Annotated in this window: 9 protein-coding genes; 1 reads left to right on the top strand and 8 read right to left on the bottom strand. The window is 39.7% G+C overall.

All coding sequences use genetic code 11. The features are described from left to right. Nucleotides 1-29: 29 nt before the first annotated feature. From H9L23_RS03550 to H9L23_RS03515, 8 genes are all read right to left on the bottom strand, one after another. A complete protein-coding gene (locus tag H9L23_RS03550; RefSeq protein ID WP_187593698.1) occupies nt 30-1,415 on the bottom strand; it encodes an FGGY-family carbohydrate kinase in 1,386 nt (461 codons plus the stop codon). A 13-nt stretch (nt 1,416-1,428) separates the two neighbouring features. Further along, entirely contained in the window at nt 1,429-2,709 is a 1,281-nt protein-coding gene (locus H9L23_RS03545) for a sugar isomerase (protein ID WP_187593697.1), read from the bottom strand. A 428-nt stretch (nt 2,710-3,137) separates the two neighbouring features. Continuing rightward, nucleotides 3,138-5,258: a bifunctional aldolase/short-chain dehydrogenase gene (locus tag H9L23_RS03540; RefSeq protein ID WP_187593696.1), complete on the bottom strand. Its 2,121-nt coding sequence runs from the start codon at nt 5,256-5,258 to the stop codon at nt 3,138-3,140. Nucleotides 5,259-5,287: 29 nt separating this feature from the next. Next, the gene (rhaT, locus tag H9L23_RS03535; RefSeq protein WP_187593695.1) at nt 5,288-6,382 is read right to left on the bottom strand and encodes an L-rhamnose/proton symporter RhaT; all 1,095 of its coding nucleotides are present in this window, start codon (nt 6,380-6,382) and stop codon (nt 5,288-5,290) included. Between the two features lie 638 nt (nt 6,383-7,020). Further along, nucleotides 7,021-7,872: an alpha/beta fold hydrolase gene (locus tag H9L23_RS03530; protein WP_187593694.1), complete on the bottom strand. Its 852-nt coding sequence runs from the start codon at nt 7,870-7,872 to the stop codon at nt 7,021-7,023. A gap of 18 nt (nt 7,873-7,890) precedes the next feature. Next, nucleotides 7,891-8,364 (bottom strand): pyrophosphohydrolase domain-containing protein, encoded by a 474-nt coding sequence (locus tag H9L23_RS03525; RefSeq protein ID WP_025144629.1) that lies wholly within the window; start codon nt 8,362-8,364, stop codon nt 7,891-7,893. A gap of 537 nt (nt 8,365-8,901) precedes the next feature. Further along, nucleotides 8,902-9,636 (bottom strand): LytR/AlgR family response regulator transcription factor, encoded by a 735-nt coding sequence (locus H9L23_RS03520; RefSeq protein WP_187593693.1) that lies wholly within the window; start codon nt 9,634-9,636, stop codon nt 8,902-8,904. Nucleotides 9,637-9,709: 73 nt separating this feature from the next. Beyond that, nucleotides 9,710-10,717: a sensor histidine kinase gene (locus tag H9L23_RS03515; protein WP_187593692.1), complete on the bottom strand. Its 1,008-nt coding sequence runs from the start codon at nt 10,715-10,717 to the stop codon at nt 9,710-9,712. 206 nt (nt 10,718-10,923) lie between these two features. On the opposite strand from H9L23_RS03515, the gene H9L23_RS03510 reads away from it, so the two are divergent. Then, nucleotides 10,924-13,338: an outer membrane beta-barrel family protein gene (locus H9L23_RS03510; RefSeq protein WP_187593691.1), complete on the top strand. Its 2,415-nt coding sequence runs from the start codon at nt 10,924-10,926 to the stop codon at nt 13,336-13,338. Nucleotides 13,339-13,375: the final 37 nt, after the last annotated feature.

Here is a 13,375-nt window from a genome sequence, read left to right as displayed (position 1 = left end):
GTATGGAGAATTCGAATATAGGTAAATTCCTAAAAATCTAAGCTACGCTGAATGGCAGAATAATATTTTAACTGGATCATGTCCGTTGGCGCCGGATTTTCATTCCAGGCATCATTTATGGCCAGTGCGGTACCAATGGCTGTAGCCTGCGAAACAGATGACGCATAAACCTCAATATCGGGAATTGAAGTAGCCAGCAGATGCATATAAATGGCATTTTTACCAAAACCACCGTCCACAAAAATTCGTCTCACACCAGCATTTAAAATCAATTTTAATGAATAAATCTGCTGCTTGATCAGGTCGAAGATCAATTGGTGATAGGCTTCTTCAGCAGTTTGAAAGATATTCAGGTCGCGGTCCGGAAAAGCCGAACTTGCAGAAAAACCCTGCTGTTCCTGTTGATTTTCGGGGATTTTATTCGCCAGTTTCAAAATCATTGATGGATTAAACTTCAGGTGTTTAAACAGGTAAGCTGCGCGATCGAAATGTTCGGCGATTCGTTTAAGCTGTACTTCATGCTCGTAACCTGCAAAAATGCGTGAAGCCTTAACAGCCTTGCCTTTATAATGCATGTAACACAAACAATCCTGTTTAAGCTCTTCGGCAGTTAAGGGCTGCTGGTTAAATGGGTTTAAACTGATGCACCAGGTACCGGTAGAAATAAGCACAAATGGGGTATTAAAGTTCGCCAGGTAAGGGATTAGTGCCGCAGAACTATCGTGCAGTCCAACACCTACGTTTAACGTGTTCCCTTCAAAATTGGTGGTTAAGCTTGAATCTGCCGGGGTAAACTCACCAAATTTCTCCCCTATTTTTTCTGCCAAAACCCAATCGTGGTATTTGTTTTTATTGAAATCCCAAAGCTGGGTATGACAGCCAATACTGGTAATATCGGCCACTGCTTTACCTGAGATTAAATAGCTTAAATATTGTGGCAAATGTAAGGCCCATTTTACCTTTTGGAATATTTCGGGTTTTTCATTTTTCAGGCGGTAGAGTTGCATGCCCGAATTTAAACTGCCCAAAATTGGTGAGGCCGTTTCCAATGAAATCTTCTCCTCACCTCCGTATTTCGCATAAAAAGCTTTTTTAAGCTCCTCCGGATATTCTTTTAAATAATTATAAAGTGGTGTTAAAGGCTCCCCATTTTCATCCAGGTACACAAAGCTGGCACCATAAGTAGAAAAATTAATGGCTTTAACATCAAATTCTTTTAACTGCAAAACCTGATGCAGGGAATCGTAAACTGAAGAACGCAGGCTTTCGAGGTTTTCGCAAGGCTCGCCATCTTCATCAACCGTTTCTACAAAACGCGCAGAACGTTCGTAAACAATCTGGTAGTTTTCATCTATCAGAAAGAGTTTTTTATTCGTTTTCCCAACATCAAATATGGCAATAACAGGTTTTGGCATTTTATTCTCCTATTTATAAACCTGTGGCAACAGTATTTCCGCGGTGATTAACTAAATTATTTCTTACTTCTAAACCGCGGTATAAAGCGATCGGTGATAAAGCAGCACCTGCTCTTAACCTGGCCTCAGCTACTAAAGCCCTTAAATCGCTACGGAAAGTATGTTGTAAAATCTCCTGTGCTTTGGCTACATCATTATTGTCTTGTGCTTCGTTCAAGGCTTTTCTATCCACTAATAAAGCTTGTGCATAAGCAATCATTATCGCTTCAACGGATTGTAATAAATCCTCTAAAGGATCTTTCACATTGTGTGAAGCGTCGATCATCCAGCCTAAATCTTTTGCGTGGTTCATGCCTTTTGCATCCATTCCTTCTACCAGCTCGTTAAAGATCAGGAACAACTGGTAAGGCTTGATGCTTCCTGCAGTTAAATCATCATCGCCATATTTAGAATCGTTGAAGTGGAAACCACCTAATTTTCCTTCCATTAGCAATAAAGCTACAATCTGCTCAATGTTTGCATTTGGTAAGTGGTGACCTAAATCAACTAAAGTATAAGCTTTTTTACCCAATTTGCTCGCGTACAATAACGATTGTCCCCAATCGCCAACCGTAGTTGAATAAAAATTAGGTTCGAAGGCTTTGTACTCCACAAATATTTTCCAGTTTTCAGGCAAGGCTGAATAAATTTCCTGCAAACTCTGTAAAGTATTTTCGAAAGCTTTACGGAAATTAAGCTGACCTGGGAAACAAGAACCATCGGCAAGCCATACCGTTAAAGCATCCGATCCCAATGCAATACCGTGTTTAATTACTTCGATGTTATGCTCAATGGCTTGTTTGCGGATGTCTTTATTTACATTCTGCAATGAACCGAATTTATAGCTATGCGCTGATCCTTTCTGATCCTGAAAGGTATTGGAGTTCATGGCATCGAACTTTAAACCATAGCTGGAGGCTAAAGTTTTTAAAGCTTCTGCATTTTGAGGGATGTCCCATGGAATGTGCAGCGAAATGGCACCACTTGCACCATTAAGGGCATGCAATAAACCTACATCTTCAATTTTTTCTTCAATGGTACGTGGCTCACCACCGGTAATGGCAAAACGGCCAAAACGTGTACCGCCAGTGCCCAATGCCCAGCTTGGAATAGCAATCTGAAAATCGACCAGTTTCTTGATTACGCTTTCCAGATCAACGTGTGACCAATCTTCTTTTAAAAAAGCAAGTTTGCGTTGATGTGAAGTTAAAAGGGAGTCGTTATGTTTTTCTATTTGGTTCTGCTCGATATTCATGAGGATATTTGGTTTTATTATTTTAAAAGTCATTTTCGGTCTGTGCAAGGCACAGACCGGTTAAACAACTTACTAAAACTGAATTTAAAATTCTGTTTGCCATGGTCTGTGTAGCACAGACCAATGTTTTTTTGCAACGGATTTACACAGATAAACACGGATTTTGTATCTGTGTTCATCCTTTTTATCTGTGGTTAATATTATTTAATCCTGATACCGTGGTCTGTGTCCCCACAGACCACTAATCTATTTTTTTTAGCCACGGATTTACACAGATAAACACAGATTTTTATATCTATGTGCATCCTTTTTATCTGTGGTTAATATTATTTAATCCGTTTTACTCTTATCGCCATGGCCTGTGTCCCCACTGACCACTAATTTAATTATCTGTTTCAGTCTGTGAAGACACAGACCGAGGATTTGTGTTATCTTACAAATGCCATGGCTACTCCGCCGTCAACATTTAAAACATTTCCGGTTGATTTGTGCAACAAGCCACCCACAAAGGCGAAACAGGCATTGGCAATATCATCTGGTAATATGATCTGGTTCAACAAAGTACGTTTTGCGTAATAAGCCGGTAACTCTGCAACAGTAACGCCGTAAGCTTTTGCACGGCCTTCGGCCCATCCGCCTGCCCAGATATTGCTATCGCTGATTACCGCATCTGGATTAACTACGTTTACACGGATATTATCGGCACCCAGTTCGGCAGCGTTTAATCTGCTTAAATGTAACTGAGCCGCTTTTGCACTGCCATAACCAGCATTATTTGGTCCGCTTACCAGGGCATTCTTACTTACAATATTAATGATATCGCCACCAATATCCTGCTTTTGCATCGTATTTGTTGCAGCCTGGGTAATAAAAAACTGACCTTTTACCAAAACATCATATAATAAATCCCAATCCTTTTCGGTATGATCGGCAATGGTTTTAGAGATTGATAAACCTGCATTGTTTACCACGATATCTACCCCGCCAAAAGCCAGGGCAGCCGAATCGAAAGCGGCTTTAATATCTGCTTCGCTGGTTACATTCAAAATAGCGGTACTGTAAGAATCTTTACCAAACTGACCTGCAAATTCTTTGCCTGCTTCTTCCAAACGCTCGGCGTTCATGTCGTTTAAAATCACCACACCGCCTTCGGCAACAAACTTTTTGGCAATTGCTTTACCGATACCACCGGCGCTGCCTGTAATCAGGGCAATTTTACCAGTTAATGGTTTTGGTTTAGGCATACGTTGTAATTTCGCTTCTTCCAATAACCAATATTCGATGTTAAACGCTTCCTGGTGAGGTAATGAAGTATATTCAGAAACCGCTTCAGCGCCTTTCATTACATTAATGGCATTGATGTAGAATTCTGCTGCAACCCTTGCCGTTTGCTTATCTTTAGAGAAAGTAAACATACCGATACCAGGATACAAAATCACCACTGGGTTGGTATCACGGATAGCCGGACTATTTGGATGTTTACAAGCTTCGTAATAAGCGGTGTACATTGCCCTATAATCTTCAAAGGCTGGTGCTAAAGTTTCTTTTAGCGCTTTAACATCTGATAAATCGGCATTACTTTCTAGTGTTAAAACCAGCGGACTGATTTTAGTTCTTAAAAAGTGATCAGGACAGCTCGTTCCCATTGGCGCAAGGCGATCGAGATCGTTAGAATTGATAAATTCCAATACACGGCTATCATCGGTAAAATGACCGATCATGTGTTGTTTAGAAGAACATAAACCACGTAAAACAGGTGCTATTGCAGCGGCTTGTTTTTTACGCTGATCTGCAGCTGCACTTTCTATTTTCTGTCCGCCAAAAACCGGACCTTTTTTACCATAATTCTGGTTCAGGTAATCAGAACAGATTTCGATTACTTCTAAAGTGTTCAGGTAACTTTCGTAAGCGGTATCGCCCCAGGTAAACAAACCATGCGAACCCAGCATAATGCCACGGATGCCCGGATTTTCATCTAAACACTGTTTTAACTGAAGTCCAAGTTCGAAACCTGGTTTTTTCCATTCCACCCAGCCGATTGTACCTCCGAATAACTCTTCGGTAATTTTTTTACCGTCTTTAGCCGCAGCAATGGCAATCGCCGCATCAGGGTGCAGGTGATCGATATGCGCAAATGGCAGGAAACCATGTAAAGGCGTATCAATTGATGGTGCTTTAGAGCTTAAATCGAAAATGCAGTGGTTAAAGAGTTCAACCATTTCATCTTCATGCTCTACTCCACGGTAAATATTTTTCAGACTACGTAAACGGTCAACATATAATGCAGCAAGTCCACTTTTCTTTAAGGTGCCTAAATCGCCACCCGAACCTTTTACCCACATTACTTCGGTTTCCAAACCGGTAAGCGGATCTTTTTCCAATACTTTGCACGAGGTATTGCCACCTCCATAATTGGTTAAGCGTAAATCTGCACCCAATAAATTAGAGCGATAAATTAAGAGGGCTACTTCATCACCAGCCAGTTTTGCGGCTTCCTCTTCATCCCATAGATAGCTTACGTGCTTATAACTTTTCGTATCGATTGACATTCTTATATTCTATTTAAATTTTTTATTTATTAACCTTTTATTGAATTACCATAACCTACAATGAGTACCGAAACGATGATGGTTAGAATACCCGCCAAAACAGTAAATAAGGTCTTTTTGGATACCCCTTTCCACTCTTTTAAAACAAGCCCCCATACATTGGCGATCAAAATGATAAAAGCCATGTGTAAGATCCACGAACTGGCACCGTTGCCCATTTTACTTTCACCCATACCATAAAAAAAGAACTGCAAAAACCAGGTGGTACCTGCCAGTGCAGAAAAAATATAGTTTTTTAACAGTGGCGTTTTTGCATTGGTATAATCGCCAAATGTTTTATTGCGTGCATTAAGCACCATACACCAGATAAAATTGGTAGTTAAACCACCCCAAAGTACAATGATATAGGTAACGTTATTCTGGAATAGGAAATTTCCATTTTCTGCAGGATTTGCAGCTTTCCAGATGGCGTTTGCAGCATCGGCCATAGGTTTTCCGGCTTCGATACCAAAATTGAAACAGGCACTTAATACGCCCGAAACAATCCCCACAAACAACCCAAGACCGAATTTGAATTCTGTTTTTACCTCCATTCCATGTGGGTCAGTAACACCAGTTTTCATTTCCTTTTCTTTCATCATACCTGCTTTACCACAGATGATAATCCCAAAAACGCATACCAGAAGCCCCAGTAATACCATGCGGCCCCAATCGGTGTGCAAAAACATGCTAAAAGTATCTTTACCTGCCTGAGGAAAAAAATCGAAATAAATGGATGGCAGGATTGATCCCAATACCATACACAGTCCTAAAATGATACTGCTACCCAATGATACACCCAGGTAACGAACACCTAAACCGTAGGTTAAACCACCAATGCCCCAAAGGATACCAAAGAAATAGGTAAGCCATAAAATACCACCATTGGTACTGCTGATAATGGCACCAAAATTAGGAACGGTTAAAAAAGCAGCAAGGGGCGGAACAATTAACCAGGAGAATATCCCACCAACAATCCAATAGCTTTCCCAGGCCCAGCCTTTAACTTTTTTGTATGGAATGTAGAAACTTCCGGAAGCGAAACCACCGAAGAAATGAAAAATTACACCTAAAATTGCTTGCATGCTCTAATTTAATATTTGGTTGCCCTAAAATAGAATTTGCATCAACTTTAACTGTTATGCACTGTTATGGATCAGAGATGGAAGACGTAAAATGGATGATGGAATTAGATAAGTCCGGAGACAGAAGTTGGAAATTGTAGTGTAGAAAACAGATAGCAGCCCTTTGTTGGAGTGTCAAATGTTACCATCTGACGTCAAGCGAATAGAATTGGCATTGTCAACTTTAATGGCAAATGGGCTAGAAAGTTGACAACGCTTTCTATGGAAATTATATCGATTCATTTTTTGTTTGACCACCTAAGACACCTGAAGACACGTAAGGTATCTGGGTGGTGATTTTTAGATGCAGATTTCTCCACTACGGCCGAAATGACGATACTTCTATTTAGATTCAGCCACACAATCTCCTACCTACATTAGTCCGCAGTGACTATTTTTAGAGGGATCCTGAACAGAATTACTTTGAAACCTTCCCACCATGGGTGGCATCAAATCAAAGTTACTTTGAAACCTTCCCACCATAGGTGGCGACCAATCAAAGTTACTTTGAAACCTTCCCACCATGGGTGGCGACCAATCAAAGTTACTTTGAAACCTTCCCACCATGGGAGGCTACAAATCATATAAAATTTCAAAAATTAGCTTAAGGCTTGTACGTTTTCTATGATATCGCCTATTACATCAGCAGATTTGAGGATTTTATAATGCCCTACCTCTTCGTATGCTTTTGCGTTTATTGCAGGGTATTTATCTAAAAATTCTTTTAGAAACGGATATGGAGAAATGTGATCTGCGGGATCGAAAGCCAGGAAATGATCAATGCCAGGATTTAGCTGATATAGTTCAGTTAGGTTAAAATGACTTGCTGAAACGGGGAACTCTTTTGCAAAATTTTCAAAGAAAATATCCTGGTGTTTTGCTCCAATACTTACCGAATCCAAACTCTGCTCAAAATTCTCTTTCAAACGGATCAAAGGGGCAATGCTGATCAGCAGACCGGGAGTGATTCCTAATTCCTGTATCGCAATTACATTGGCCATGCCGCCCAGCGAATGTCCGATTAATGCATCTGGCTGTGCGTAATTTAAAGCAATAGCTTTTACCGAATCGGCATACAACATCAGGTTCGAAAACTCAGAGATCGAACTTCCATTACCAGGTGCATCAAAAGCAATGATCTCCAGATCTTCTATTTTCCGGAGTTCAACAATCAGTTCGTAAAAGTCTAAAGCTTTTGAAGCCCATCCATGCGTAAGCAGCACTTTCTTCTTTCCATTACCCCAACTGAAACAATTGATAGCGACCTCTGCATTGGTAAAATAGGTATCAAAAACAGGCAAGCTAAATTGTTTTGAAGCGGCAATAAGCTGTTCATGGTGCAGGCGCAAAGGCATTTTGGGTGAGTAAAAAATAAACTCACGCATTAAAGCTGCATCAGGAGCCGCCTGTGTTAATTTCAGCTCGTTTGCAATCTGTTTTAATCTTTTCAATTCGAGCTTATTTATGGGTTAAACCAAATGTGACTTTAGATCTGCAGGAGAATAATTGATCGATTTTAACGTTTTGTCGTCAGATTTTCTGAACACCAAAAACAGTCCGTCGATTTCCTTGTAATAAGATTCGGTCTGGTCTTTATCTAAATAAAACTGGATCGTTTGTTCAGCTTCTTCTACCGTTTTACAGGCTTTGCTCATATTAGAGCGGTGAACTTCATCAAATAAGGTCTTAAATTTTCCACCTAAGCCAAACTCATGGATGGCTCCGGCTAAAACATACTGCAGATCGCAAAGCGCATCGGCCACTTCTACCAGGTCATCATTTTCTACTGCTTCCTGTAATTCTTTTAATTCTTCAGCCAAAAGCGAGATGCGCAGATTAGCCCTTTGTTTTGAAGGAATAACCGGATTTTCGAGAATAGGATGTTTAAAGGTAGTGTGAAATTCTGCAACCTGATTTAGTGAATTGGTTTCTTGTACGGCCATTTTTTGATTTTAATCTTTAAGCAGCAAACTTAAAAAAATCGGGAGAAATATTGGGGAGAATTTATTCACAAGGTTGGTTAATCGGTTAGCTGTCCCGTGGTAATTGTTAAATTGTTAAATTGTTAGATTGTTAAATTGTTAACTGCAAATTGCCAACTGAAAATATTGGTTAATCGGTTAATTGTTGAAACTGGTTAACTGAAGAGAATGGTTAATCGGTTAGCTATCCCGTGGTAATTGCTAAATTGTTAAATTGTTAACTGCAAATTGCCAACTGAAGAGAATGGTTAATCGGTTAATTGTTGAAACTGGTTAAATGAAAGATGAATCCCAGCAATTGAACAATCTAACAATTCAACAATGTTGAAACTGGTTAACTGAAAGATGAATCTCAGCAATTGAACAATCTAACAATTCAACAATGTTGAAACTGGTTAACTGAAATATTAATCCCATCAATTGAACAATCTAACAATTCAACAACATTTAATTATTCCTCAATTAACCAGTTAACCGATTTAAACAATTAACCAAAAATTAACCATTCTTCTTCCCTTCCCTCACCACTTTGAAAAACTCTTCTTTATACGTTTCACCGATTGGAATAGCCTGATCATTGATAAAAACGGTATTTCCATCGATCATTTTAATTTTTTCGAGTGAGATGATATATGATTTATGGATGCGGTAAAAGGGCGGTTGTGGCAGTTCTGTTTCCAGCTCACGTAACGATTGATAGGTAATGATCCGCTGTGTAGCCGTATACACCGAAACGTAGTTTTTCAGTCCTTCAACATAAAGGATCTGTTCATAATTAACCTTGATAAATTTATTCTTGGTATCGCCTTTAATGAAAATAAAATCATTCCCCTGGGCAGGCTTTTGCACAATTACTCCCTGTTGAACTGGCGCCACAGGCGCTAAAATCTGCCGGGCCTTGGTAGCTGCTTTGTAAAAACGTTCGTAAGAAATTGGTTTAAGGAGATAATCGACCACATCGAGATCAAAACCTTCTAAAGCATATTCGGGATAGGCTGTGGTAAGAATCACTTTACATTTACCTCCACAGATTTTCAAAAACTGAATTCCGGTCAGTTCAGGCATCTGAATATCCAAAAACACCAGGTCTACCTTACCTTCCTGCACCAGGTTAAGTGCCTCAAAGGCATTGGTTGTAGTGCCAACTAATTCTAAAAATGGGGTTTTATTAATAAAGGCAGCAATAATATCTGAGGCGTAAGATTCATCATCAACAGCAAGGCAACGGATCATAGTAGGGTTAGGGTTTGGCGGTTAGGGATTAGCGTTTGGCGAATTAAAATATTTCAACTGTCCAAATTATCCATTACAGATTTAAAATCAAAGTGCTTTTATAGGTATTGCCATTGTTCGATATCAACAGCTCATGCCTGTCAGGATAAATGAGATCTAACCTACGGTGAATATTTATCATCCCAATACCGCTCGAATGGTCTTTTTGTGCATGACTAATTTTATTACTCACCTCAAAACTTAAACGTTTGTTCTGCACTTTCAGTTTAATGCGAACGGGTTGCGCTTCATCATTCACCACGCCATGTTTAAAAGCATTTTCGACAAATGGAATCAATATAAGTGACGCTATTTTTTGATCACTGATGCCTTCGGTTACAAAATCGACATAAAATTTTGGCTCGAAACGCATTTTAAAAAGCGCTACATAACTTTCAAGGTACTCTACTTCTTTATCTAAACTCACCTTTCCATCCGGACTATCGTTCAAAGTATAACGCATCAGGTCGGAGAGACGTAAAACGGCATTGGCTAGTTTATCAGAAACCGGAATAGCCAGTGAGTACACATAGTTTAAGGTGTTGTATAAAAAGTGCGGGTTTATCTGCGATTTAAGGAATGAAAGTTCGGCCTTTACCACTTCTTCTTTGAGTTTGCGGTTAACCTGCTCGGATTTAAAACTCTGCTCGATACCATAAACTGCAGCTGGCACCACAATAAAAGCAATACTCCAATAGATGTTATCAGATATATAGCCCCAGGCGGTAACCCCATCACCATAGTTATGAAAACCAAACCATTTTAAATAAAGTACTTCTTCTATTAAATACCTGAGAGCGGTAAATACCGCCATGGTAAACAAAATGCCCCCTATTAACTGCGGTATTTTATTCTTTTGCAAAAACTGCGGGTAAACCCACAAGTAGCAGATATAAAACTCTACCAATTGTATAAAATTCATAGAGACATTAAAAGCAACCTTGGTAAATGTGGTTCCCGAAATTAAGGCACCTCCATAGAAATAACCTAACACAAGCAGCCAGCAAAGAATATGGATGGAAATGGTTTTTATTGTTTTCATGCCCTAAAACTATACAAAGCTTTTTTAACGGCCTATTTTCTTATGCCAAACCGGTAAATAATTATCCCAACCTATCCTTTTTAAGGATCAACACCATTTATACCCAAAAAACGCATTGGGATAATATTTTAATGGGTTGGGATTATATAATTTTTAGGCTGAGGCAGGCTTTTCATCTTTGAAACGTCAATTAAAACAAACATAAAATGAACCGCTTAATAAAACCTGCCATTTTTTTCTTTTTCTTTTTGGGTATGAAAACCGTTTTTGCTCAAAACACCAAAATATCCGGAACGGTTACCGATAAAAGCAATAAAGCACTTGATTATGCTTCTGTAGCGCTGATCCACCTGCCCGATTCTGCTTCGGTTGCCCTACAGGCTACTAACCAACAGGGGTTGTATGAATTTAGCCAGGTTAAACCGGGTCGATATATAATTAAAGCGCTGATGATGGGCTATGATAAAAACCAATCGGCCATATTTGAAGTGAAAGATGCTGCTGTTAAAATCGCGGCAATTGTATTAACTGATCGTTCACAAAACCTTAAGGAGGTGAATATTACCTCTAAAATGCCGGTTATTGATCAAAAAGCCGACCGGGTAGTGGTCAATGTAGAGCAAATGAATACGGCAGGCGATAATGCACTGGAAGTGATCAGCAGGTCGCCGGGTGTAAAACTGGACAAAGACGACAACATTGTGCTTAAAGGTAAAAAAGGCATTAATGTAATGATTGATGGTAAATTGAGTTACATGACGGGTATGGAATTAACCACTTACTTAAAATCGTTACCAGGATCGGTATTAAGCAAAATAGAACTGATTTCTAACCCACCTTCCTCTTTTGATGCAGCTGGAACGGCCGGGATCATCAATATTAAACTGAAAAGAAACAAAATGCAGGGCTTTAATGGCAACATGAACCTTGGCGGAGGCTATGGCCGTTATGAGAAAGCTTTTGGCGGCACTAACCTTAATTACAATATCGGTAAAGTGAGTACTTATCTGCGCTTAAATGCAGGTCACTATAACTCCTACAACAGGTTAACCCTGAACAGAACTATTGGCGATGAGCAATATAATCAGCTCAACTTCTGGCACCCGGTTACCAACAGCTTAAATTACTCTACAGGTGCAGATTATTTTATCAATGATAAAAACACCTTAGGCGTTATGGTGAAAGGTTATACTGCTCCTGAAGAAACCAAGGTAAACAGCAACTCGGTAAATTATAATGCTGCCGGGGCAAAAATGGGCGGAACGAGCATGTACAATCCGCAGAGCAATACGGAGAAAAACCATGCTTTAAACCTTAACTACCGGTTAAAAACAGATACTTTGGGTGGAGAACTGGGAATTGATGCGGATTATGTGCGTTACGACAATAGCAGAAACGAAACTTTTACCAACAATTACCTGGATGCAAACGATCAGCTGATCGGCAATCCGATCGATCTGCGTAATAATGGCATGGGCAAGGTATCGATCTATTCGATCAAGGCCGATTATACCCTGAACTTTAATAAAACACTAAAAATGGAAACCGGCTGGAAAAGCAGCTGGGTAAAATCGCAGAGCGATGTGCGTTTCGATTCGCTGAAAACCGCTGGCTGGATTAACGATCCACGGAGAACCAACGAATTTTTGTATAACGAAAACATTAACGCAGGTTACGTCTCATTAGATCAGAGTTTCAAAAATTTACAGATCAAAGCAGGTTTACGTGCCGAACAGACTTTAGGCGACGGTAGCTCATCGGGCACCAATACGTTGATTGAAAGAAAATACTGGAAGCTTTTCCCAACACTTTTTGTTTCTTATAAAATCGATTCGAACAATTTAGTTACGGGAGCTTACCGCAAAAGCATAAATCGTCCATCGTACAGCAGTTTAAATCCATTTACCTTTTATACCGATCCATACACTGCCTTACAGGGGAATCCACTTTTACAACCTTCGTATGCCAATAGTTTTGAATTTAATTATTCGTTAAAAAACTTTAGGGTACTTACGTTGAGCTACTCTGTAGGAAACGAATCGATATCTGAAGTGATTTACCAGAACAATACCACTAAAGAAAGTATCTCGAGACCTGAAAACCTAAACCGCACAGTGAGTTTTTATGCGGCAACAGGAAGCCCCTTTGATGTAACTAAATGGTGGAATAACAATACCGAAGTTTCTGCAGCTTATAACCGCACTACATCGCCGGTACAGGGCGCAGGTTATAATGCTTCTTCATGGAGCTGGTCTTTCAGTACCGATAATACCATTACTTTACCCAAAAACTACAGCCTTTCTTTATATGGGTATTACGAATCGCCTTCTGTTTCGGGTTTATTCCATGCCCTGGAAAGTTACCAGATTAACATAGGCGCTAAAAAAACATTCTGGAAAAAGAATGCCACACTGGCTTTTAAGGTAAACGATGTTTTTAATACCAATAAATTCAGGGCAAACCTGGCTTACAACAACATTAACACCTTTTGGCAAAACGAATGGGAAAGCCGCAGGGTAAACCTAAGTTTCAATTATAAATTCGGGAACATGAAAATCAAAACTGCCCGCAGCAGAAGAACAGGAACAAGTGAAGAAGAGAACAGGGTTGGGAAGAATTAGAATGAGATAAGTTTGGCAATGGCGTCATTCCCGCGCA

It is taken from the genome of Pedobacter roseus, assembly GCF_014395225.1.
Lineage (GTDB): Bacteria > Bacteroidota > Bacteroidia > Sphingobacteriales > Sphingobacteriaceae > Pedobacter > Pedobacter roseus.
The sequence above is the reverse complement of the archived record's forward strand: the minus strand, read 5'-3'. Positions and strand labels throughout refer to the sequence as shown.